The sequence below is a fragment of the Ruegeria sp. CDSC054 genome (assembly GCF_059610645.1).
Window position 1 is genome coordinate 233,826 of record NZ_JBXWOA010000005.1, and the last position, 24,169, is coordinate 257,994.

Consider the following 24,169-nt stretch of genomic DNA (forward strand, 5'->3'; position numbering starts at 1 on the left):
GTCGGTTTTCCTCTCAGAGAAATCCGGCACCAAAAAGCAGAGCGCTGGTCAGCACCCCAAGGATTGGCACAACAAGAGGTACGCGGAAATGTTCCCGAGTTGACCCTGGCCGGGACTTCAGCAATATCAGCGAGATGTTGACCAAAACAAACACTCCCAAAACGATCTGGGATGTGCGTTCCGCTAGTATGCCGATTGGCAGAGTTTGCGTCAGCAGAAGGATTATCGCAACTACCAACAGGGTTGCGACGACCGGTGTTTGGGTAACCTGCGGGACAGTCGCCAGTATTTTCGGAAGATGATCCCGGTCGGCAAGACCATAGATCACCCGCGACGCCATAATCATCTGGATCAAGACGCCATTGACTGTTGCAACAACCGCGACTGCGGCGAACCCTTGTTTGATTACTTCGGGTGCGTCGAAGAAAACCAGCGTGAGTGGGGCGGCCGAGGTCGACAAGGTATCGATAGGAACAACGAGCAGGACCGTGATCGAGGTCGCTAGATACAAACCCGTCGCCAGAACGAGCGTCAAAAGGATAGCCTTTGGAATTGTGTGGGTTGGGTCTTTTACCTCTTCCGCGACGTTTGCCATGTCCTCAAAGCCGACAAAGGCAAAAAAAGCCAGCAGAGATGCCGCCATAATACCGCGCCAGGTACTGAGCTCGAGCCCCGGAATCATCTCACTAATTTCATGGCCTTGCGGTTCCTGCACAGACATGCCCCAGCCAATCACAAAAAGAAGCCCCGCGATCTCGATGACCGTGATCACGGCTGCCACAAATACCGATTGTGTAATGCCCCAGAGTGCAATCAGCCCCATTACCGACACAACGCAGATCGTAAGCAATGCGGTGCCAAGCCCCGTCAGGGTGTGAAGGTATGAGGCCGCCCCAATCGCAACAGCGGAGGCTGAAATAATCCCAGACGCAGCAACGGCAAGACCGATTAGAACCGCCATCCAGCCCCTTTGAAATCCCGCTTCAACGTATGCCGCTTCACCCGCGCTTACGGGATAGCGTGTCGCGAGTTCGGCGTACGACAAAGCCGTCAGCGAAACGACGAGTGCTGCAACAAGAAACGAAACTGCAGCATAAGGGCCCGCGGCCTCGGCGGTTGCGCCGACGAGCACATAAATTCCCGCACCGACGGTAACACCGAGCCCATATAATGTAAGCAACGGGGTGGTGAGAGAACGTCGGAGTTTAGGGGACGGTGGATCAACTGTATGCATTCACCTCACTCCTTGATGGGCAATTGCCGGGTTACCGAAGCTGTGCCGCAAACAAGCACCCCGATGATAAACCAAGGGCTCATCACCGCTCATGCCGAGCTCCTTCTGAAACATTCATACTTTGATATGTAATTCTTTATTTGGCATTGATCTATATCATTAGGCGCTAAGACTGATCAGAGAGGCGGATCCGAATGCTGCGACCGTCGTTTCGTGATGGTTTTTCCCAGCTGGTACTCAAAGGTTGAATATGAGCGAGATCAATGAAGCATTCATTCGATATCGCGTATTTTCAACTCGAAATGCTGATCTCGGAGGAGGAACAGATGCTAGTTTGTCGCGGACTTCTTTTGTCAATATTTGCTGCAAGTGCTGCACTGGCGCAGGATATTGACCTTCAAAATGGGCACGATCTCTACAGAACTTATTGTTGGCAATGCCATGGTTTCGAGGCCACAGGAGATGGTCCAATGGCGGAGATGCTGGCGATAAGGACACCCGATCTGACGAGGCTCGCGGCCCAAAACGACGGTGTTTTTCCGATTGAGGCGGTGGCGCGTCAAATTGATGGTCGCGCACCATTGCTCGCGCATGGCGGAGAAATGCCCATTTTTGGAACAGCTTTGGACTCGGACCAAAAAGTTGCGCTGACCATGCCTGATGGCCAGCCGATGTTCGCAGGTGTGCCGTTGGCAAATGTGATTTACTATCTGGAGTCTATTCAAATCGAGTAGTTTGGTACAAATGCCGCCATTAGATTGTAGAGCACCACTGCCCACGTTTGTTGACGCCGGTTGATCTACATTAAGGTTATTTTCTACGGGAATTGGTAACATTCAGCATTGGGAAGATGAGGAGGAATCTCCGATGCCTGAAGAGAAGCCAAAATCAAGTTACTCCAACCCACTTGTCGATATTTTCAAGCAGATGCAGCCGTCTACTTCAGCCAATCCGTTTTTAGACGCTCAGCTTGAGCAATTCTGGGACACGCAGGAGAAGTCACTGAAAGAGGCAGAGGCCTTTGCTCAACATTGGTTTGAGAGGCGTCACGAGGCTGTTCGAACCGCGCTTGAAGCTGCGCGCTCGGCGTCTGCTGTAGACCCGACTGATCCGGCGAAAGCGCTGCAATCCATAGCAGAGTGGCAGAAGCACTCAGCCGAACGCCTTGTGGCTGACGCTCAGGAATGGTTCGAAACAGTTGCCCGATGTGCAGTATATGCAGCGGAAACCGAAGCCGAAGCTGTAGAAAAGACAATAGATGATGTCGCAAGTACAGCAAAGAAAGCGGGTAAGTCTTCGAAATCAGAACCGGTTTAGTGTGCCGCATCACTGCGGAGGCCGGAAAGATCGTAGCTGGAGCAATGGAAGGTAGCTAATATGTATAAAAACATTCTGGTACCAGTCGCGCTGGACAAAGATCATGATACACAGGCCTCATTTGAAGCTGCTCGTTTGCTGGCGAATGCAAATGCGGAATTCACAGTGCTCCATGTGCAGGAACCGATCCCTGCATATGTGGCATCCCAGATACCCGAGGAAGTTATGGCAAACACGCGAAAAGAGCTTCAGGAAGGCTTACATCGGAACGCTGCAGAGCTACCGGGCGCGAAACCGCGGCTTATCTCGGGGAGCGCTGGCCGAGCGATCGTTGATTTCGCAAATGAAAACAAAATCGATTGCATAGTGCTGGCCTCACACAAGCCGGGAATCGAGAACATATTTATTGGGTCGACTGCGAACCGGGTCGTTCACCACGCTAATTGTTCTGTCCATGTGGTCCGCTGAACCGGTTTCTGGTAAGCGCCGCACGTCGATTTAGCGTCGTGGATGAGTCGACTTTCCAGATCCCAGTTATTTTACGATCATCACACGCTGCATGAACATGTGGAAATGGAAGGCGTTGATAAGCTCAATGAGTGGGTCCGACTGAATGGATTGCGAAAGTTGAATTCAGGGGAATGGCAAAGCCATGAGCAAATACTTACTATTTCGGTATGTAGGTCCAAACGCCGATCTTTCCGCGTCTTCCTCTCAAATCTTGCACTCCGGCGGGAACCAATCTTTTGATTAAAGATTGCCCGACCTTGTCCATCGGATCTATTGCCTCGATCAACAAATCGCTAACCACCAAAGAGGCTTTTAGTTTCCGGGACAGCTGCTCAAGCCTGCTTGCGACGTTCACAGTATCACCGATGACGCTGTATTCAAGACGGCGCCGGTTTCCGATGTCACCTGAGATAACGGGACCGAAGTGGATGCCAATCCCAATGCGTACCGGAGGAAGCCTTTCGGCACTCCTGTCATGGTTCCAGATGCTCAATGCCTCAAACATGTCAAAGGCGCATTGAAGTGCCTTTCTGGCGTCGTTCTCACTGGCCTCTGGTGTCCCGAAGGTCGCCATCAGCCCGTCGCCCAGATATTTGTCCAGCGTGCCTCCGTTCTCGAAAACTGCCTTGCCCAACCTGTCATGATACCCGCGTAAGAAATCAACGACATCGCCAGGGGCGTCGTTCTCGCACATGGAGGTAAACCCGATGATGTCAACAAACATGACAGCGACGTCTTGTTCACGCGCATCGCCAAAGCTGTCCTCGGCACTACTGAGACGGTCCACAACGTTTGGCGAAAAGTAGCGTGCAAGATTGGAGCGTGACCGCTCTGTACGAATTCGACTTTCTACGAGCCAACGAGAGCGACGCACCAAGGCGGCGAGACCAGCAGTAACAAGCAAGCAAACGATGATCTCTTGAGCCCAAAATCCCAGAAAAATGAAATTCGGATCAGAGCGCGCCATCAAAAAGTCCTCCACAGTGCGCTCACTAAGATCGAGGTTGGTATAGGCGCCAGGTTGGCTCACAAACCAAACCAGCATTCCTGTGCGCGCTGTAACGATGCAAAAACCGCACCAGAGAACCAGGCTTGGGCGAAAGCTGAATGCTGCCTGCATCAGGAAGAGATAGAAATAGGTGAACTGGCTTCCATTCATCAGGATCGCAGGTGGTAAATTGTATTCAGCGAAAGGGTTTGGAGTGCTGGAGATGAAAGCCAGCAAAGCACAGTCGATGGCAACGAAGACATAGTTCATTACACTGGCATTCGCGCTATGCTTGGCTGAAAAGTACTGCAAGATTTCAAGCACCGCGAATACTGCAACCTGAGAAATATCGTAGAGAAAGCTGGCACCGCGGCTTTGTGTGTCTATCGCAACCCAGATCAAAACAATACAAAGTGCTGTGGTTCGAACCTTCGCGGCCAGCAAAAGACCCTGTTGCTCTGCCTCGGCAAATCTGTCTTCGTTGCGACGCGTCAGCCGTCCTTGCGCGCGCTCTACAGCTGTACGATCAGCCGTTACGGGTTTCTGAAGATGCGTCACACCGCTTCCCTCCGATATCGAACAGCATAGCGGTCGTCGTCACGGACTAGAAGCGGTGTACATCTGGTTGCGGTTTGAGAACAGGACATTCGCCGCAGTGCGATATCTGGGTAGTTTGGGCTGAGGCTGTGTGGAAACTCCGGCCCACCAACTCTCTCGTCGAGCTCGTTTTCAGCGCCTGTGTAAATTGCTCTCTCAGAAGCGCGGGAGAACGCACATAAAGGGTATTTTCGACATATTTCGCCAACCGGTCAGAGTTTTCACACAGCCTCGGCTCATCGCAGACCTCGGAGCAAGTGCGGCAAGCACCCCGCCTCACATAATACTACCACCGAGGACGGCCCAAAGCCGCCATTTGCGCCAGCCGCATCGAAGGTCTAGTTCGAGCCCTGAGCGGACATTGATACGTTGAAGCAACTAGCTGTCGCCGATAGAGTTTCATAGAGAGGTTTGCTGCTATGTACACCCTGATTGACACTGTGGTTGTGGGCGGAGGTCAAGCTGGTCTTTCCGTTAGCTGGCACTTAAAACAGGCTGGTCATGATCACGTTGTTTTGGACCGCGGGCAGATTGGCGATACATGGCGTAACCGTTGGGACTCGTTCTGCCTTGTCTCTCCTAACAAACTCTGCCGACTTCCAGGTTTCCATTACGATGGGGATGATCCCGATGGTTTCATGCTCCGCGATGAGATCGTCAAGTACATCGAAGACTATGCGAGCAGTTTTGGTCCGCCCTATCGAGGGGGCGTCGAGGTGGCTAGAATCGAGGCAAGTGCAGGACCGGGTCGGTTCAAACTAACCATATCAGATGGCGAAATCAGAGCGCAGAACTTGATCGTCACCGTCGGCACGCATCAACACCCGAATATACCAAGTTGGCATTACGATCTGCCCGAAAGGGTTACTGGCATACATACGTGTATCTATCGCAACTCAGCGAGCCTACCGGATGGTGCGGTATTCATTATTGGAAGTGGTCAGTCAGGGTGTCAGGTCGCTGAGGACCTGCACTTATCCGGGCGCGACGTACATCTCGCAGTGGGCAGTGCTGGCCGCATCCCACGTCGCTATAGGGGTCGCGACATTTTTGAATGGGACTTGGCGACTGGGTACATGAACATGGCGGTAAAGGACCATCCCAAAGGGACAGCTATCCGGTTCAAAGCCCATCCACATCTCTCAGGGCGAGAGGGTGGTCGTATTAATGATCTGCGCCAGATGGCGCTCGACGGGGTCAAACTACACAGCAAGGTTGAGGGTGTTCAAGACGGGTGTCTGATTTTGGCGGGCGGACTTGAAGAGACGCTCAAGGCAGTGGACGATGTGTGTCGCGCGGAAATGGAGAGCATCGACACGTTTGTTGCAGAGAATGGACTCGATGATCCCAAGGAAATTGTTGTCCCGATCAACTGGCAGCCCAAACCTGAACCACCGTTCTTCGACTTGGCTGCAGCAAATGTTTCAACCGTCATATACGCAACTGGGTTTCACCGCGATTTTGGATGGATCGACTTGCCAGTCTTCGATGAGACTGGCTATCCGCTATATGAGCGAGGTGCTACGGATATAGCAGGCCTGTACTTCTGCGGACTGCATTGGATGCATACACAAGGGTCTGGCCTGTTTTATGGCGTGGGCGAGGACGCGGAGTACGTAGTTGATCACTTGATTTCTACTTCGAACAAATAAGCTACGCGACAGCCTCGAGCCTAGCTTGGATCGAAGGTTTCCAACTGTAACAAGATCAGCTTTTGGACGTGTGTCTCGATACGGCTTGTGATTGCGCTTTAAGCCAATTGACGAACACCTTAGCCTCGGGACGCTGAAATTCTGCTTGAGTCTGGATGTAATAGACGCCGAAGAGTGGCTCAGAGAACAACTCAATCATTCGACCAGATGACAGATCGTCCTCGAAAAAAGCTCTGGCAGAATACGTGATACCGTCACCCCGGCGAACCGCAGTCATGATCAGGTTCCCCGGCATGTGATTTATGGTCAATGGCTCGGGAGGTACGACCCCATGATAGGTGAACCAGTCGGCCGCCTCGTTGGTGCCCAGTTCCTGCAACCAGGGAAGCTTCGTTAAAGAGGCCGGGTCACGCAGATCTTGGCCTTCCACCAGTGAAGGTGCTCCGATCACGACCATGTCGGAAACAAGGACGGTATCCTCTTCTTTTCTTGGCATGCGTCTATCGTGATACCGAATGGCGACGTCGATACCACCTGGCTTTATCTGAACCAGCTCCGAGGTTGGGTTCAGCATCAAAGTGATCTCTGGATGTTGTCGTTGAAACTCTGCCATTCTTGGCAATAGCCACTCTACTGCGAATGCGGGTGACATGGTCACTTGAACGGGACGGTGCGCTGCATGTTCCGCCAGTCGTTCGACACCCCTTCCGATAATTTCGAAGCCGATACCCAGTTCACGTGCAAGAATGATGCCTGGCTCTGTCAATTCAATGCTGCGCCCACGTCTGGCAACGAGAGCTACACCCAAATGCCTTTCCAACGATTTCACCTGCTGGCTGACAGCCGCTTGGGTTACGTTCAAGTGTTCAGCCGCGACGGTGTAACTCCCTGCTTCCGCAACCGCTGAGAAGGCGCGCAAAGCGTTCATCGGGGGAAGGTGCAACCAATCCATACTGTAGATTTTCTAATGTTTTGTTAGACTATTTGAGTCGCATGATATCGGTTTTCTTGACAATATTCATATCGAAATCTGTTTATAAGCTCCAAGAAAAGTAGGTATAGGCTTCATCACGGATGTCAGCCTAGCCGCATGCCGGGAGATCTTGATACGATGGAAAAAATTCAAGGTGGATGCTACTGTGGTGCGGTTCGATACCAGATCGCGACACCACCTGTCTGGTCGGGACATTGCCATTGTCGTTCATGCCAAATGGCCCTTGGCGGTGCCTTTGTAACTTGGGCTAAGGTAGCCGCCGAAGACTTCGCCGTTATCAGAGGCGAAATCCAACACATTGAGAAAACTCCGGGTATTCGCCGCGGATTTTGTCGGGACTGTGGAACGACGTTGACCTATGCCGCCCTAAATGAAGTTGAGGGCCAAGACTGGAGCGCTGACGCGTGGTTTTCTGCTGTGACGTTGGACGACCCATCGATTACTCAGCCAAAAGCCCATGTCTTCGCTTCGCATCAGCAGCCATGGATAAAACTCGACGACGGGCTGCCGACGTTTCTTGAGTTCTAACCAACTTTCCGAGCGCACGGAGGTGAAAGCGATGAACACTGCATACTCATATGCCTGCAAGGATTGCGAAGGCATGGAGGCCTGCCCAGGTAAAGTAGTTGCTGCGACCAAGGACGAAGTCTGGAAGCTCATGGAACTCCACGCGGTGGTCGCTCATGGAGAGGACCCCAGCTCGTGGGACGCCGACACTCGAGAATATCTGGAAACATTGATTAAGCCGGCTTGATAAGATCAGTGGGGCTTCGACGCCCAACGAGATATCGGCCTTGAACTTCGATTTGGATCGCTTGGTGACGAATGGCGACTTTGTTAAGAAGGACCGACATGGGCTGCCAACCAGCTAATCATGCAAGCTGTAGGGATAGGCAGCTCTGAGCCCTGATGAGACATGGTTAACCTTCTGGTTGATTGGTGAAAAGCAGCCTTTCTGCTAAAATGCAGCCGTGGAAAATGTGGGATGGGAGGAGAAATCATGTCTTGGAATGTTTCAGGGGAACTCGTCGAAACCTGCAATTGCAACATGCTTTGCCCATGCTGGTTTGGACAGGCCGACCTTATGCTCATGGACCAGGGGTATTGCGCAACATCCCTGTTGATACGCGTTCGCGAGGGCTCTCATGAAGGCGTGGAGCTTTCCGGTCAGAATGCGATTGTCTCGTTTCATTTCCCCGGGCCGACTCTATTCGACGCGAACGGCACCGGACGAGTTTATATTGACGAAAACGCCAGCGATGCACAGGCAGCGGCATTGGAGACCATCTTGCAGGGGGCGTCCGGCGGCGGCATGGAAGTACCAGCAAGCCTGTTGTCGACCTGGCTTCCGACCAAACGCGCCGGGATCAGCGTGACAGAGGCTGAAAGCGAACTAACGGCAAGCGTGGCCGGTGTAGGCGAGATGAAATCCCGCCGTCTGGTCAATGACCTCGGCAACAAGATGAAACTGCAGAACGCCGCGTTCAGCCTCGCCTTCGGTCATGAGGGGCATGAAGGTGATCTGGCTCCTAGTGACGGCACCACCTGGAACGACGCGGATATGCCCGTGACCTGGACAGGCCGGTCGGGTGTGGTCGGACAAGTCGTCTGGGCCGGCTGAGGCCGGGCTGGACCGTCAGGCCATCATAATGAATGCTGTAGGAGTCGCACGACGGGATCGGGTGCTGGTGTTGGCAGCCTTAGTAGCGCTCTCTGCGCTGGCGTGGGCCTATACAATCTACCTCGGGCGAGGTTCGACCTCGATGACGTTGGTCGGTGACGTGGCCATGCCGATGATGATGCAGTGGTCAGCCGCGGACTTTGTCTTCATGCTTATGATGTGGGCGGTGATGATGTTTGCGATGATGCTGCCTTCAGTCACACCCGCCGTAATGATCTACGAACGGGTGCGCGCGAAGCGGGAAGACGCAGGGCGCCCCTTCGTGCCAACGGGCAGCTTTGTGGCAGGGTATCTGTTGGTTTGGCTGGGGTTCTCGCTGGCGGCCACTGTATTGAATTGGTGGCTGCACGCGGGCGACGCGCTTTCCTCCATGATGGGGAGGGTTGCCCCGACCGTGGGCGGCGTGATGCTTATATTCGCCGGGTTGTTCCAATGGACGCCACTCAAGAACGCTTGCCTGGAGCATTGCCGCTCGCCCATGAGTTTTCTGACGGCTCATTGGCAAGAGGGAACCCTTGGTGCCGCGAAGATGGGGCTTCACCACGGGGTCTACTGTCTTGGCTGCTGCTGGATGCTGATGGTGCTGTTGTTTGTGTTGGGCGTCATGAACCTGCCGTGGGTTGCCGTTCTTACAATCGTAGTGGTGGCGGAAAAGACGTTGCCATTCGGGCGGATTCTGAGTCGAGGATTGGGCGTGGTTTTGATTGTCTGGGGCGGGTGGCTCGTCACGCTCGCCTGAGTAAACGTTGGTGCATTCACAGGCTGGATAAATGCCACCGTAGAGCGATCTTCAACACGTCACCGGGCAAGCAATTTCTGCGGGAGTTTAAGTTCCGCTCCGAACCCAAAGCGGAAATAGGGGAACTGGTATGCTAATCTGTTGCAAGACCATTCAGATTTGCTGGAGTTGGCCATGACTCACATCGAACACCTAAAAACAATATGCGAACTTGAAGGGCTTCAGGTCGTCGATGTTGGTGCGGGTGACGGCGTCTATTCGCGAGACTTGTACGCTGCAGGAGCCAAAGTCATCGCAATAGAAATCGATCCGGGCAAAGTTGCTAAGGCCAAAGAAAATCTACCAAAAAACATCGACGTCAGGCTTGGGGCTGCTGAAGACCTACCTCTCGAATCGGGTTCACTGGACCTAGCGTGTTTGTTCTTCTCTCTTCATCACATTCCAGTGGAGGTTCAGCACAACGCTTTCACTGAAATTCACCGCGTTCTCGGAAACAGTGGGCGGTTGCACATCGTGGAGCCCTATCCTTATGGAACAATGTTTGAGGTCATTCGATTGGTAGAAGATGAAACCCTCGTTCGATCTCATTCACACGAAACACTTAGCCACTTGGACGGAGTAGACGGATTTTGGCTGGAAAACAAAAGAGATTACGTCCTTACTCGTGAGTACCCGACTTTCGACGCGTTCCTAAAAAAGATTGTTTGGCCGGATCCAGATCGTTCTAGAGCTTATGCAAAGGTTTCTTCCGACATGGAAGATACATTCAATCGGTCAGTCGAGATCCTTGATGGACAGATCGTGTTACACCAGCCGTGCGCGGCATACCACTTTATCGTTTCAAATTAGCGGCTGTCGTACCGTGAGATCCAGCTCCGTATAGCAATTTCGCCCACAAAGCGATCCTTGGAGATTTTTCCATGAAATCATGGACGCGGCCTTGGATTCGGCAAAGCAATTGGCCAGTAACCTCCGGCAAGCAGCTGCAACTAGCCCAATGCAGACTAGAGTTCGTCCTATCTTAGTTTTTCAAGAAGTTTCAGTCAGGTTTGCGCGAGTGTCGTTGATATACCGCGACAACAAACTTCCGAATGGCTCACTTGGTCAAACGATCTTCCGAGTATACATTCGGGTCGATGATCGCGACTATGTCGCTGCCGCTATCCTCCAAGCCAAGTCTTTCGCACAACCGTGCTGATGCAACGTTGCCCGGAGCAATGCCTGTCTTGAACCCAGTTGCGCCAAGCTTTTCATGAGAGTGTATCATAGCTTTGGCTCCCAAGACTTTTGCTACACCTTCGCCCATGCGTTCAGGCTTGGTCGAAAGTTGCCCCCATTGAGCGCGACGATGCAGCCTACTGCTGGGCGGATGGCACAGAACTGAGCCCGCGGTTGCAACGGGAGCACCTGAGCTGTCAAAGACGACCATCGCAAATCCGGGGCGAGACAATCCGCGCATAACCGGCCCTATTGGCGGTAGAACACCGTGGCTCATTGCGACTTCTGCGAAAGCTTCAAGCCATTCTGGCGGAGAGTCTCGATCAATCACACGTACGGTCAAATCCTCGGGCAACGCCCGTGTGGCAATTATTTTCCGAGCAATGTCAACACAGTTCAGCCCGCCAAGATAACAAGCTATTGTGTCGGTTTTTAATCCCTGACTTTCAATGACTTCTCGCGTCTTTGCCACCTCCTGACGCGGTATGCTTTCTATCGCCGTGATGCCAAGTATTCGAGCCATTGCAACGGCATCATCCAAAGCCCCGCTGTACTCGTTGGCAATTTGAATACCGCGCCCATGGCTACAAAATCGAGGGTCATCACCCAATAGCTGGATAAGATGCTCACCCATGGTCGACATGCGTCGCTGTGCATCACTTCCAAATACTTCCATAGGTTATCCTTTGGGCTGCCGCAAAATGGTTCGACGATGATCGTTTGATATGAGTTGCGTCGTCAAGCGCACATCAGACGCGAGACCGCGACGAAAAGAGAGTTATTGGTCTAGGGTGAATGTCAACTATGTCCGCAGTGCGGTTACTCACGACAATTCGACGAACGACCGCTTCGAGCCCAAAGCGGACACATATTGAATTTCTTGGCCGTATCTACGGAAACCACAACCCATAGGTTGCATGATTACCAGCGCGATCGTCGCTTGGATGCTCCACTTGGCTTGAAAACTAGCCAACTAGAAATGCGGCGCGACGCCAAGGCAAAATTCTCAACATCAATCTGGATCAGTTTATGCAGTTCTGAATTCCATCAAGCAGGCAAGATATTGTGGTTAACCCTGAACAAGTTGGTGGGGTCATAACTACGCTTTATCTTAGACAGTTTCTCGCCATTCTCGCCATACGCTCCGGTCATGTGGTCTGCTTCGTCTTCCGGCATGAAATTGACGTAGGCACTACCGCTCGCATGCGGTTGCATCTGGTCGTATAGCTTGCGCGCCCATTCGATACATTGAGCATCCTTGCTGGGGTCCTCCCAACGCGTGTGAACATTCATGATGAAGTGAGCAGATCTTTGGGGATAAGCGGTTGAACCGGCCTCGACGCGCGCCATTGCTCCGCCCACATGGGCAATAAAAACTTCACACGCGGGGTCAGGAAGGCTGGAAATCGCTTCCAAAAGTCCTGAGATTGCATCCGAAGAAAGCGCATCGAAATCATGGCTCTTCCAGTAATTTCTGGCGCCTGGCGTCAACAAAGGATCAAAAGCGGCCTGCCAGTCTACGAATTTGTGGGGAGATATCACATCGGCGATTGGGTCACCTAGCGCGCGTAATGCTGCCATAGCTTTTTCACCTTCCTCCATCGGCCCGCTATAGCAGGCTGCAAAGACCAGCACCTCTCGCCCATGCCACTCAGCTGGCAGAAACGGTAGAGGAGGCGCTTTCCGCATCACGCTCCAAACGGTCAGCTCATCCGGGGAATTGTCTGCAATCGTAGCAAATTCAGCGAGGAGCTCTGGCGCATTTTCTATCGGATGAACTATGAGGCCGGACAGGACATCGGGTCCTAGCTCATGCAGTTGGAATTCAAATGAGGTTACGACACCGAAGTTTCCACCCCCACCGCGGATAGCCCAGAAAAGTTCAGGGTGACTTGTAGGGGATGCAGTTACAATAGCTCCGTCCGCAGTCACGACTTCCGCTGAGAGCAGGTTGTCGATCGTCATGCCAAATTTCCGCGTGGTCCATCCAAAGCCGCCGCCAAGAGTGAGGCCCGCGATGCCCGTGGTTGAGTTGATGCCAACGGGAACGGCAAGCCCATGGGCCTGAGTTTCGCGATCCACATCTCCAAGCAGTGCTCCCGGCGCAACCCGAGCGGTCTTGTTGACAGGGTCGACGTGAACAGATCGCATCTGGGACAGATCGAGCATCACAGTTTCATCTGCGACAGCGTGCCCAGCAATCTGATGCCCACCTGACCGAACTGACATAACGAGGTCGGTCTCTCGCACGAAATTCACTGCCTTCTGCACATCGCTTGCCCCCAGAGCGCGGATCACGAAACCTGGGTAACGTTCGAACATGCTGTTCCACGTTGTTCTTGCGTCTTCGTATTCCGGGGTGCCTTTCTGGTAGACCCCGCCGCGAAGTGATGCATCAAGAGCGTCCAAGGTGTCTTGATGCACAATAGCTGTACTTCCGTCGAGTGTTTTCAGGTCAAACATGCGTAAGCCTCCCAATAGTCAGGTCGGGCTTCTTGCAGGGCTGCCTCAGCTAATTGCTATTTCCGTCGCGTTGTCTCGCGAAGTCGTTTCATTGAGTTGGGAAAAAATGGCTGCTGGTCAGGCGAATATTGCCGGATCAATCCGATCCACGGGTGTTATGACATCGGCAGGAATATTCAGGCGCTCAGCCGCCTTCCTGAGGCTCTCCTCATCAGGGGCTTCGTACAAGCAGTATGTTTTGCGCTTATCTGCACTTAGAAATGAAAATATCCATTCAACGCCGACTTCGTCATTGATTTCTTTGATGTGAATTTTGTCATCATCGCTGACGTTTAGTTGTTCGGCAAAGTTTCGTTCAATTATGTACCTAGGCATAAAGTCCCCCAAATAATTCAAGTGCCTTAACTCGCTACTCCTTCGAGCTTTGACTTTAGGGAAACCATACCCAAATCTTGCGAAATTGCCAACGCTTCGCCTTCCAGTTGAAACGCCTGTTCCACATCCTTCGGGCGTCCCCTTCGCCTCAATGCTGATGCATAAGCTGTCTTGCTGTGAGCGATCCAGGGTGGGCATTTCATGCGAGTGTCAATTTCTATAGCCTTCTGGAACATCATCTCAGCAGCATCCCAGTCTTTCAAAACCGTGCCCAAACTGCCGAGGCGTCGCGCCGCCGCACCTGCGCACACCGTCGTTGCCCCTGCAGTAATCGTCAGTTCTTCGTACGGAGCCAGTAAATCATAGAGCGTCTTGGCATGTTCCTGATGTTCAATGGCGACACATATGTCAGTCAGATAAGATAAGGTCGTTGAATACATAGCGTCGAGTGGAAGATCGAAGCCATTGTCGGCCATTTCATTCAGTATACGTTCAGCGGGTTCCTTGTATCCGAGCTCGGCCGCGATAAGGCCAAATCCTGGTCTCCACGAAATGTCTTCGGGACTGTCCGTCATCAATTTCTTGATCACAGGCGCGACCTCGTGCAGCCGGTTTTGCTCGCGGCGGATAGTGAACATCTGAACCCCGTAGACGCCCTCAACATGCTCCCCATGGGTCTTTCGACCGATCTTCACGGCCTCGGTGGCGTGTTTTTCCGCTTGGCCAAAATCGCCGTCCATAATTGCAACCATGGCCTGTGCGTGTTTCTGAACCCAGTAGAGTTGCAAATGATTGTCCTTTTCCGAAATCTCGGTGAGCAAGCCCAGAGAATGGTCCATCAACTCACGGTCTGCCATCTCGGCACCTACAAACAAGCTGAGAGTCCGGTCTCGACCCTGATCGATACTGCCAAGATGCTCGGCCACACCATGCATAGCCTCCAGATTTTCGCGCCAATGGCGGGTTTCTCTTCCCTTGCGCGCAACAAAGGGTGCTCCAAAATGCATCATCATTACTGAGAACTGGGATTTATAGTCGCCCAATTTTGCGGCCAGTTCCATGGATTGCTGGCCGAAGCGGGCACCTTCGGAAAACTGACCTACAAACATATGGGCGCGCGCAAGTTGGCTCATCAATCTGCACCGACGGACTTCATCATCATCGGGCAAACCTTTCAGCGCATTATCACAGAGTTCGATCGCCTCGCTGTGCCTTTCGCTGGACATCATGCAAGAGTCAGCGAAGTGATTGGCCGCGTCAGCCGCTAGCTCCACGTTGCTCACAGCCCGGGCCGCGTTGGAAGCGTCCTTCAGAACTGCTATCCCTTCTGGCAATTGGCCCAGACTGTCATGGCTGCGGCCGACTAGAATCTTGCCTTTGATCAATTCTGTATTGGTGTCTGAGCCAAGTTTTTCGGCAGCTCTTAAAGTTTCCTTGGCGTTCGTCATCGCTTCTTGGCTCGCGGATCGCACCAACGCCATTTCTGTCGCAACCTGCCATTTTTCAAACGCGGCACTCCAGTCCTCAGCCTCAGATAGGTGGCGCGCGATAAGTTCAGGGCGGCGCTCAATCTCAGATGACCTTATCCGCATCAAAGCACGCGCCACGTCTGCGTGCTGTTGTCTCCGAGTTGAACTCAACATGGATTGATAGGCGGTATCGCGAATAAGTGCATGGCGGAAAACGAAGTGCCCGCGATTGTGCCCGCTTTCAAAGATCAGGCCTGTTCGCGAAAGCTCTTCGAGGCTTTTGTTGATATCAGATTCTTCAAAGCCTTTCGCGGCACATAGTATGCCCGGCTCAAACTCCCGGCCAATAACCGAACCAGTAAGGGCGACCTGTTTTGCCTCTGGCGAAACTGCGTCGAGCCGCGCCATCAACGCGCCTTTCAATGACGATGGTATGTGGCCTTGCCCCTGCTCGCCGGATTCGACAATGGCTCGGGTCACTTCTTCCACGAACAAAGGAACCCCATCGGTTTTTTCAACTATTGTAGAGATCAGAGCTTCGTCCGGTCTCTTGCCTGTAATATTTTCGACAAGGTTTGAGACATGCGCAGAATCGAAACGGCGCAAAACCAGAGACTGAACGTGTGTGTCCCCATCATCACGGGCCAATTCCCACCCGGGTCTGTGGGTTATCAAGATCATCAGAGGAAGATCGGTGCATATCGACTTAAACCGCTCCAACAATGCTTGTGTGGAAGGATCGATCCAATGAGCATCTTCTACGCACAGCATAACCGGACGTACGCTTGACCGCACCTGCACCGTGTGGATCAATGTTTGGATTGTTATGTCGCGCTGCTCCTGCGGTGACATCTCGAGCACCTTTTGGGCGAGGGCACTACGAGGTGCGACCAACGCTGCAAAGACAGGCAGAACTTGTTCCCAGTCCAACCCTGGTCGTCCTTCGAGCATTTTTCTGACATGCTCAAGGATCAGATTGTCATCAAAGTCCGGTTCAACACCCGCATCCTGGGATATTCGTTGGGCTACCGGATGAAAGGGGCTGCTGCTGAGATAGGGGGAACAGTTCAGCCTTATGACATCGGCTTCGTCGTTTTCGGTGATTACAGCAAGGAATTCCTCTGTAAGCCGCGACTTTCCTATTCCGGCTTCACCGGAGAGCAGAACAACGTCTCCGTGGCCATTCTGAGCACGTTGCCATGATTGCAGTAAAATTCCCTTTTCGTAGTCCCGGCCAACCATGACGCTGTCGACATCGTCTCGATGTGAGGCCTGAAACCGGCTTTCCGCGCTGCGTTCTGACATCACTTTCTGAAGACTACGTGGTTCAGCAAACCCCTTGAGCTCTGCCTGCCCAAGAGATTTAAACTCAAATATCCGATGTAAAGCTGCCTCGGTTTCCTCAACTGACAAAACGACTGAGTTTGGCTCTGCATGTTCTTGAATCCGTGCCGCAAGATTGACGACCGGACCAGTCATGGCCCCCTCCTCATATGTATTTTCGCCAATGGTATCGCCGACCACAACATCACCACTCGCAACTCCCAGTCTGACTGACAAAGGCTCTCCGTCAGGCGTTTTGAGTTCTTTGACTCGGTGAACAGACTCAAGACTAGCTTTTACCGCCCGAATTGCGTGATCTTCGAAAGCCCGCGGCCATCCGAAAAACACGAGCAGACCATCGCCCAAATACTTTGCAACGTAGCCACCATATCGGCTCACGGCTCCTGCAACGGCATCTTGATAGTTCTGTAGCAAGTCCCGCATGTCTTCGGGATCAAAGCGATTGGTGAGTTCAGTCGAACCGACAAGATCGGCAAACAAAACAGTTACGTGACGCCTCTCTGCAGTAGGCGGTTCGACATGCTTCTGTTTGCGCGGATCATCACTTTGTAAATTGACTGAGGTGGGCGCTTGTTCACGAGCTGCTTGTGACGGCGAGGTTGCGTGCTGTTGGCCGACTAGCTCGTGAATTGCAGCGAGGATGATTTTGCGGTGACCAAGGCTTACTCCGAGCTCTTTTAAGTCGTCGCCAGATAGTAGTGGCAGAACACGCGCATCAATATCGTTTTCCGCAAAAACATCTGCGTACTGACTCAGGTCGAGATCAATTAACCATTTGTCTATTTCAGCCGACATCTTTGGATCATGCTGAGATACGCGGCACTAATCAAGAAAAACGCTTTCAAAATGAACTGACTATTCAATGAATGGCGTCTGCTTTCATTTATCTTCGGGTCAGTCTACAATTCCGGCTCTTGCCACCGCGTTCTAGATTTACACGACTGGCTGATTGGCTGCACGCGTTTGATGTTTTGCCTTTGAAGGCGACTTTGTCCGCATTGTGCGAAATTGGCTGGCCTGAGATTTTGCGCTTGCAGCGAACGGCAGGTTCGACGGGCCGCGCCGCGGCATGACAAACTGTGGGTCAAAGGCGGGAATGGGCCGGGCGTGACGGGGACGGACGCCGTGATTTGGCAGATACGGCGCCGAATCCGATGACTGCTACGAGCCCAGAGCGGACCCGACCATTGGGCAGTCTAAGTCAACTGGTTTTGTAAAACGGTAAAGTAATGGCATGGCGGTGAACTGCGGCGAGTTATGATATAGTTGGCGCAGCTACGACTGACGGAGGATTTCTTGATGCTACGTTTCAGTATCGCCAATTTGTTCCTTTTCCCGGTTCTAACGGTGGCTCTGTTTTCGCAGGTTGCTCAGGCAGATGATATTTTGCAGGCGGCCTGTAATGGTGATGCCGAGGCGCTGGAGGCGTCGCTCGCTGCCGAAGGAAGCGTTGATCCAACCAGTTTGGAGCGGCCTTTGTTCTTCGCCGCTCAATCCGGCCATACCGACATTGTTGCAATCCTTCTCGAACATGGCGCAGATGCCAACGCAGCGCTCGACTTTGGTAGTCCGTTGCAAAAGGCAGCCCGTGGCAACCATGAAAAGATAGTTGAACTTTTACTGAAGGCGGGAGCAGGCCCAAGCGCACAGGCCGGCGATAAAGACTATACTCCGCTTCATAATGCTGCCGAGAGAGGCTCACTGGACGCCGCCAAAGTTCTTGTCGCTTATGGTGCAAATGTAAATGCACGAGAGTTTTGGGGTGTGCCGCCGATCCATCTGGTCACAATAAAAGATAAGGCAGAGATGATTTCGTTTCTCTCAGAAAGCGGTGCACAACCAATCGAACCGCCGCCCATATCCGAAACTGAATTGGCGATCGCCGACCTTGAGCTCGGGCGGATTTCAGCGATTGGTTGTACGCAATGCCATATTATCGAAGAAGGAACCGTGCCATCCGGAGCGCACAATCACGGTCCGTCGCTCATAGGTGTTGTCGGACGCACCAAAGCGGGTGTTGAAGGTTAAAAATACTCAAACGCAATGGCTTCCCTATCCGGTGATTGGAACATCTCAGAACTCAATCAATTCATCGCCGATCCCGTAGGGCGTGTTCCCGGAACAGAGATGGCATTGATGCCGGATCTATCGGACGCCGAAAGGGTCGCTTTGATTGCGTTCCTTAGCACGCTTCGAGCGCAGTGAGCCAATATCAATACGCTAGTACAGGCAATCGGGCTAAGGTCCGCTTTGTCCGAAACTCGGACATAAAACCTATTTTGCTGAATGCCCGGTCTCGGTGAAAGCAGACATCACACAATATCGACTCGGTTTTTCGACTTAAATGTCTGCTTCCTGCCGGAAACGGTCATTCCCGAAAACCATCGGAAGTTCCGCCTTGCGGACCAAGCCGCCCTCAGATGGTATCGCTTGCATGTCTGCGTTACATTGGAGCGGTCGTCGCCTAGAACAGCTTGCAATTCTATCGCGACGGAAACCCGAATAGTGGATGTCCATGTCCGACACAATCCTAGCTGCTGAACCAACTATCCGCCTTATTGCCTTCCTATCCGTCCTGGCGGCGATGGCACTTTGGGAAGTGGCCGCACCCCGGCGAAGTCGGGATATTCCGCGCGTTATCCGATGGACAAACAACCTTGCGCTCGTGGTGCTCGACACCGCCATCCTGCGGCTGACCTTTCCAATCCTCGCAGTTGGTTTCGCAGCCATGGCCGAGGATCGCGGATGGGGGCTCTTCAATAACATCGAGGCGCCGGTTTGGGTTGCCATCGTGGTCTCCATGCTGCTTCTAGATCTCGCAATTTATCTTCAGCATGTGATGTTCCACGCCGTACCGGGGCTTTGGCGTCTGCACCGGATGCATCACGCCGACCTTGATTTTGACGCGACTACTGGCTTGCGTTTCCATCCGGTAGAAATCCTCATCTCGATGGGGATCAAGCTAGCGGTCGTAGCAACCTTGGGGCCGCCCGCTGTCGCCGTGCTCCTTTTCGAGGTGACCCTGAACGCTACCGCGCTCTTCAATCACGCAAACATTGAATTGCCGCGTCCGGTGGATCGAATTCTCAGATGGATCGTCGTCACTCCAGACATGCACCGAGTCCACCATTCAGTCGATCCAAGCGAGATCAACTCGAACTTTGGCTTTAATCTACCGTGGTGGGACCGACTTCTAGGCACTTACGTTGCGCAACCCAAGAAGGGGCACAAAAGCATGGAAATCGGCATCAAGCAGTTTCGCACACGCCGAGACCTCTGGCTCGACCGAATGCTACTTCAGCCGCTGCGCGGCCCGGCGAGCGGAGGTGCCCTCGGTACCCCGAGCCAACAGAGGCGATCTTCATCTGTCTCGTCCGGGCAAACCAAGCTGGGCACTGACCAAATAGACCAATAGCGCTGAACCAAAGACTGCTTTGCCGCGCATGAGTGTTATGCCCAAGGCATTAAGCAGCTTGCTCATTCGGCACATGTTTGCATCGCGGTTCGGGAAGCTGGCCCATAGTCTTGGAAACTCCCCGGTCGACCGTGAGTTGTTTCCGATTTTCTTTCCAACGGGGAAGGCGGCGCATTGGGAATGCCAGCAACTGACGGAGATTGGGCAACCCTTGGATTTGAATGGCCGCCTAAAGAGCGATTTTGTCTAAAGCATCGCGACGACCTACGAGGCCGCCGCCATCTCCATAAACAGGACGATGATACTTGTGTCCAAGGATGTCGGCGCGTATCCGGTCGTCTACGCCTGCGTGTAAAAGCGCATCTTCAACGTAGTGTCTTAAACTATAAGCAGTGTGGCGCGGCGTTTCCTTCAAGCCATTGTTCCCCATGTATTTGTTGACTAACGCTGACCAACCCGAAGCTTTGCGGACGTATTTCTGGATGCCGCCACGCGCTACTAATCGTCGCGCGGCCTCTAGGGACGCGCCCAGTAGCGGAATTTCGCGCCGTGTATGTGCAACTTTCAACTCGCGCCCATTGGGGGCAATTCTGATAAAAGGTATGTTTTCTTGAATACAGAAGTCCTCAAGGGGTGCGTCCGTGACCTCGGAGGGCCTTAGGCCAGTGTTGATCATGACCAGCAGGATATCGGCTGCCTCTGAATTTAAACCGTCAAACGCTCCTTTCGCCAATAGTCGGTCCTGAAGCCATTCTCGGCTGAAAGATGGGCGTTGTATCTCCTTTGCGCCGTCCAGAGCCAACTTGGAAAACGGGTTTTCAAGATGGGTCGCGGTTAGCTCACACCAGGTTCCCCAAATCTCTGCCAAGTGCCCAAAGTCCTTGTTAGCAGTTTGTGCTGCCAGGCCATCAGTCTCGATGCGTTTCGACCACCAATTCCGAAACTTCAACGCATCTGAGCGTGTGATTTGATCAATCGGCGGTGAATGGGATGGGAACACGACCGAGACGAAGTTCCTGACTGCCCGCTCTTTGGACAATTTCCAACGGCGCTTTTGCGCGTCTGATTTACTCAAGTGACGGGTTTTAGTTAGGTCGATGTACTCATTGAGGACACTCTCGAGATCAGGGCGAGTGACCGGCACAGTCCCAAGAACGGCTCGGACTACTTCGGGTGTTTCAAGCTTTTTAGGTGTGCCAAGGGAATTTAGTCGACCAACGATTTCTTCAATTGGCGAACTAAGTAGGGTGTTCAGTGCGCGATATTGAAAACCTCGCACTCCAGCAAGTTTCTTTGCCGACTCGTAGTGCGCGCGGGCCGTGCCGCTATCACCAGCGGCCAGAGCTTCCCATTCCGCCATTCGTGCGACCTCAATTTGGGCAGCTTTAGCCAATGCCTCAGCTTTGCTGTCTGTATGAAGGGCTTGTCGCACCTGGGTGATCGGTTGTCCATCTTGGCCGCGAACAAGTCCTTTGAAACGCTTGGGAACGCGCTTCACCCAATAGTAACGCCCTCGGGCATTGACGATCCCCATTGCAATCCTCTCGCGCGCTCCGTTAAACGGTTCGATTTAGTCTCTGTTGCGGGATTTCTGACGACAGTCAATTGAATTTTTGAGTAACTAACTGGAAAAAATAAGTAAATTTTTCGAGCGAGCTTTGTTTCGGTCCGATTTTGGAGGCGAGTACCGGAATCGAACCGGTGTACACGGATTTGCAATCCGCTGCGTCACCACTCCGCCAACTCGCCTTTTCAAGTAAAATCAAATACTTGCCGTGGTGTGATCGGCGTTTTAGCAGCTTTCGACAGGAGCGTCCAGAGGGGGGAGCGCAAATTTCAGGGTCGGGTGCAAACTTAGTCTTCCGTTGCGACGTTGTATCTTGTGAAGATTGGAAAGTTTCCGTGTCTGGGCCGTTGCTGGTTTTTCAAGGATGTGGCAGAACTCAATCACCCAAGGGAACAAGATGAGCGATCCAATGACAGATTTCGCAGCCCGCCGCCGAACGATGGTCGATACCCAGATACGTCCTTCTGATGTTACGAAGTTTCCCATCATAGACGCGATGCTTACCGTCAAGCGCGAGAATTTCGTGCCGGATGCACAGCGCGAGGCCGCCTATGTCGAGGGATTGATCGAGCTGGGTGACGGGCGCTGCATGCTGGAGCCGCGGACCCTGGCTAAGATGCTGGACATATTGAACATTTCCAACGACGAGTCGGTTTTGGATATTGCTCCGGCCTTGGGGTATTCGACCGCTGTGGCTGCGCGCATGGCACAGCTGGTTGTCGCCGTAGAGGAAGACGAGAGCCTTGCGGCCGAATCCCAGTCCATTCTGATGGAGGCGGAGGCAGACAATGCGATTGTCCATGTCGGTCCGCTTGAGCTGGGTGCCCCTGAACATGGACCCTATGACGTGATCATGATCCAAGGCGGCGTTGAACAGGTTCCCGATGCTTTGATCGCACAGCTTAAGGATCATGGGCGAATTGCCTGCCTTTTTGTCCAGGGTGCGCTGGGGGTCGTCCGTATCGGCCATAAATCAGGGGGTCGTGTGACCTGGCGGGATGCGTTTAACGCCAATGCACCGATTTTGCAGACATTTTCCAAAAATCGTGTATTTTCGCTATAGTTTGATAGCTGATTTTTCTGCCGCCTTGATTAGTTTAACGCAAACGCGCAAACTATAGGCAGAGCAGGGTAAATTCGATTTGAGAGGATTTCGTTATGGGTTCTATGGCGGGAGGGAAGCTGGTCAAAGCGCTGGCGCTGACTGCAGGGGTCGCACTTAGCTTTGTGCCGGGACGGGCCGTTTGGGCCGACAATATAACTGACGCATTCATTGGCGCTTACAATACCAGCGGTTTGTTGGAACAAAACCGCGCCTTGTTGCGTGCAGCAGACGAAGACGTGGCAATCGCGTTGTCGGCGCTTCGACCGATCATCAACTGGACGGTTGCAATTAGCCACGACTACACGCGTCGCGAAATCAACAATGTGGTGACAAGACCCGACCCGAACAACTTCTTCACGGGGCTGACCCTCAGCCAGTTGCTCTACGATGGTGGGGCTGCTGTTCTGGGCAAGCAATCGGCGCAAGAAACGGTGCTGTCCACTAGGCAGACCCTTATTGATATCGAACAACAGGTTCTGTTCCGCGGAGCCAATGCTTATCTCGAAGTTCTTTTGCAGGAAGAAACCGTACAGATTCGCCTGAACAACGTCGACGTATCGGCCGAAGAACTGCGCGCATCGCAGGACCGGTTCGATGTAGGCGAGGTCACGCGTACGGACGTTGCGCTGTCACAAGCCCAGCTTGCAAGCTCGCAAGCTGATCTGGCTGTTGCGCGCGGTAACCTCGATACGGCACAGGCGGAATATGTGAATGCCGTTGGCAAATCGCCCGGACGCACGGCCGGTCAACCGAGCCTGCCAAACCTGCCAAACTCGGAACCGCAGGCCGTCAGCCTTGCGCAGCGTAATCACCCGGCCATTCTTTCGGCTCAGCACCAGGTGCGTGCCTTCGATCTGATCGTGGCGCAGCAGCGCGCCAACCTGGGTCCGAATGTCAGCCTGAATGCCGATGCCGGTATCACCGAGAGCTATGACAACGACGACAACACCAGAGACGGCACGGTTTCGTTGAATTTCAACCAGCCGATTTATGCTGGTGGCCGTTTGGCCGCAAGCGTGCGCCGCGCCATGGCCACACGGGATGCATCGCGTGCCAACCTGTTGAATGTGCAAAAAGATATCACTCAGGGTGTGACCGAAGCCTATGCCCGTTTCCAGGCAGCATCTGCAAGCCTGCGGGCATCAAGCGAACGGGTGCGCGCATCGAAGGTGGCGTTTGACGGTATTCGCGAAGAGGCCACTTTGGGTGCACGGACCACGCTGGATGTTTTGAACGCCCAGCAGGATCTGCTGGATGCGCAGCTGGCCGAAGTCGCGTCGCGGATCGAGCGTTCGCGCGCCGCCTACCAGCTGTTGCAGGCACAGGGTCTGCTGACTGCAGAACGTCTGGGGCTGGCGGTGCAGATCTATGATCCGACGCTGTATTATAACCTGGTCAAGAAAGCGCCGGCTCAGGTCAGCAGACAAAGCAAGGACCTGGATCGCGTTCTCAAAGCACTGCGCCGCGACTAAGAGCCAATACTATCTGTTGTGACGCCCGG

The 24,169-nt window shown here is 53.2% G+C and carries 21 protein-coding genes and 1 tRNA gene; 13 read left to right on the plus strand and 9 right to left on the minus strand.

What is annotated here, in order from left to right:
• Positions 1 to 13 precede the first annotated feature (13 nt).
• Positions 14 to 1,234, minus strand: coding sequence for an APC family permease (locus AC2FGC_RS12780; protein WP_480647919.1), 1,221 nt, complete (start codon positions 1,232 to 1,234; stop codon positions 14 to 16).
• 263 nt (positions 1,235 to 1,497) lie between these two features.
• Between AC2FGC_RS12780 and AC2FGC_RS12785 the strand changes: the two genes are divergently transcribed.
• From AC2FGC_RS12785 to AC2FGC_RS12795, 3 genes are all read left to right on the plus strand, one after another.
• Entirely contained in the window at positions 1,498 to 1,968 is a 471-nt protein-coding gene (locus AC2FGC_RS12785; protein ID WP_496768385.1) for a c-type cytochrome, read from the plus strand.
• A gap of 133 nt (positions 1,969 to 2,101) precedes the next feature.
• Positions 2,102 to 2,551, plus strand: a complete 450-nt coding sequence (locus AC2FGC_RS12790; protein ID WP_496768399.1) for a phasin family protein — start codon at positions 2,102 to 2,104, stop codon at positions 2,549 to 2,551.
• Between the two features lie 60 nt (positions 2,552 to 2,611).
• On the plus strand, positions 2,612 to 3,019 hold the full coding sequence (locus AC2FGC_RS12795) for a universal stress protein (protein ID WP_496768403.1): 408 nt from the start codon (positions 2,612 to 2,614) through the stop codon (positions 3,017 to 3,019).
• A 199-nt stretch (positions 3,020 to 3,218) separates the two neighbouring features.
• Here the strand turns inward: AC2FGC_RS12795 and AC2FGC_RS12800 are convergent, their stop codons facing one another.
• Complete coding sequence (locus AC2FGC_RS12800) at positions 3,219 to 4,493, minus strand: adenylate/guanylate cyclase domain-containing protein (RefSeq protein WP_496782531.1); 1,275 nt, start codon at positions 4,491 to 4,493, stop codon at positions 3,219 to 3,221.
• Positions 4,494 to 5,065: 572 nt separating this feature from the next.
• On the opposite strand from AC2FGC_RS12800, the gene AC2FGC_RS12805 reads away from it, so the two are divergent.
• A complete protein-coding gene (locus AC2FGC_RS12805; protein WP_496782533.1) occupies positions 5,066 to 6,298 on the plus strand; it encodes a flavin-containing monooxygenase in 1,233 nt (410 codons plus the stop codon).
• A gap of 55 nt (positions 6,299 to 6,353) precedes the next feature.
• Here the strand turns inward: AC2FGC_RS12805 and AC2FGC_RS12810 are convergent, their stop codons facing one another.
• Positions 6,354 to 7,250, minus strand: a complete 897-nt coding sequence (locus AC2FGC_RS12810; RefSeq protein ID WP_496782535.1) for a LysR family transcriptional regulator — start codon at positions 7,248 to 7,250, stop codon at positions 6,354 to 6,356.
• A 159-nt stretch (positions 7,251 to 7,409) separates the two neighbouring features.
• Here AC2FGC_RS12810 and AC2FGC_RS12815 point away from each other — a divergent pair, with 159 nt between their 5' ends.
• From AC2FGC_RS12815 to AC2FGC_RS12835, 5 genes are all read left to right on the plus strand, one after another.
• A complete protein-coding gene (locus AC2FGC_RS12815) occupies positions 7,410 to 7,820 on the plus strand; it encodes a GFA family protein (RefSeq protein WP_496727563.1) in 411 nt (136 codons plus the stop codon).
• A gap of 31 nt (positions 7,821 to 7,851) precedes the next feature.
• Positions 7,852 to 8,046: a DUF1059 domain-containing protein gene (locus tag AC2FGC_RS12820; protein ID WP_282170805.1), complete on the plus strand. Its 195-nt coding sequence runs from the start codon at positions 7,852 to 7,854 to the stop codon at positions 8,044 to 8,046.
• Positions 8,047 to 8,292: 246 nt separating this feature from the next.
• Positions 8,293 to 8,913: a DUF1326 domain-containing protein gene (locus AC2FGC_RS12825; protein WP_496782537.1), complete on the plus strand. Its 621-nt coding sequence runs from the start codon at positions 8,293 to 8,295 to the stop codon at positions 8,911 to 8,913.
• 28 nt (positions 8,914 to 8,941) lie between these two features.
• Positions 8,942 to 9,712 (plus strand): DUF2182 domain-containing protein, encoded by a 771-nt coding sequence (locus tag AC2FGC_RS12830; RefSeq protein WP_496723843.1) that lies wholly within the window; start codon positions 8,942 to 8,944, stop codon positions 9,710 to 9,712.
• Between the two features lie 174 nt (positions 9,713 to 9,886).
• Positions 9,887 to 10,561, plus strand: a complete 675-nt coding sequence (locus AC2FGC_RS12835) for a class I SAM-dependent methyltransferase (RefSeq protein ID WP_496723841.1) — start codon at positions 9,887 to 9,889, stop codon at positions 10,559 to 10,561.
• Positions 10,562 to 10,808: 247 nt separating this feature from the next.
• Here the strand turns inward: AC2FGC_RS12835 and AC2FGC_RS12840 are convergent, their stop codons facing one another.
• The 4 genes from AC2FGC_RS12840 to AC2FGC_RS12855 all read right to left on the minus strand — a co-directional run bounded on the left by AC2FGC_RS12840 (position 10,809) and on the right by AC2FGC_RS12855 (position 17,376).
• Complete coding sequence (locus tag AC2FGC_RS12840) at positions 10,809 to 11,606, minus strand: GNAT family N-acetyltransferase (RefSeq protein WP_496723839.1); 798 nt, start codon at positions 11,604 to 11,606, stop codon at positions 10,809 to 10,811.
• A 371-nt stretch (positions 11,607 to 11,977) separates the two neighbouring features.
• Entirely contained in the window at positions 11,978 to 13,393 is a 1,416-nt protein-coding gene (locus AC2FGC_RS12845) for an FAD-binding oxidoreductase (RefSeq protein WP_496782538.1), read from the minus strand.
• Between the two features lie 117 nt (positions 13,394 to 13,510).
• Positions 13,511 to 13,789, minus strand: coding sequence for a DUF4242 domain-containing protein (locus tag AC2FGC_RS12850; protein ID WP_480921943.1), 279 nt, complete (start codon positions 13,787 to 13,789; stop codon positions 13,511 to 13,513).
• 5 nt (positions 13,790 to 13,794) lie between these two features.
• A complete protein-coding gene (locus AC2FGC_RS12855) occupies positions 13,795 to 17,376 on the minus strand; it encodes an ATP-binding protein (RefSeq protein ID WP_496723835.1) in 3,582 nt (1,193 codons plus the stop codon).
• 504 nt (positions 17,377 to 17,880) lie between these two features.
• On the opposite strand from AC2FGC_RS12855, the gene AC2FGC_RS12860 reads away from it, so the two are divergent.
• Complete coding sequence (locus AC2FGC_RS12860; protein ID WP_496723881.1) at positions 17,881 to 18,609, plus strand: ankyrin repeat domain-containing protein; 729 nt, start codon at positions 17,881 to 17,883, stop codon at positions 18,607 to 18,609.
• Between the two features lie 487 nt (positions 18,610 to 19,096).
• The gene (locus AC2FGC_RS12865) at positions 19,097 to 19,996 is read left to right on the plus strand and encodes a sterol desaturase family protein (protein ID WP_496782541.1); all 900 of its coding nucleotides are present in this window, start codon (positions 19,097 to 19,099) and stop codon (positions 19,994 to 19,996) included.
• 229 nt (positions 19,997 to 20,225) lie between these two features.
• Here AC2FGC_RS12865 and AC2FGC_RS12870 read toward each other — a convergent pair whose 3' ends face one another.
• Positions 20,226 to 21,530: a tyrosine-type recombinase/integrase gene (locus AC2FGC_RS12870; protein WP_496766861.1), complete on the minus strand. Its 1,305-nt coding sequence runs from the start codon at positions 21,528 to 21,530 to the stop codon at positions 20,226 to 20,228.
• Between the two features lie 141 nt (positions 21,531 to 21,671).
• Positions 21,672 to 21,745: transfer RNA gene (locus tag AC2FGC_RS12875), tRNA-Cys, on the minus strand.
• Between the two features lie 227 nt (positions 21,746 to 21,972).
• Between AC2FGC_RS12875 and AC2FGC_RS12880 the strand changes: the two genes are divergently transcribed.
• On the plus strand, positions 21,973 to 22,626 hold the full coding sequence (locus tag AC2FGC_RS12880) for a protein-L-isoaspartate O-methyltransferase family protein (protein WP_496723689.1): 654 nt from the start codon (positions 21,973 to 21,975) through the stop codon (positions 22,624 to 22,626).
• Positions 22,627 to 22,721: 95 nt separating this feature from the next.
• Positions 22,722 to 24,140, plus strand: a complete 1,419-nt coding sequence (locus tag AC2FGC_RS12885) for a TolC family outer membrane protein (RefSeq protein ID WP_496723687.1) — start codon at positions 22,722 to 22,724, stop codon at positions 24,138 to 24,140.
• Positions 24,141 to 24,169 lie beyond the last annotated feature (29 nt).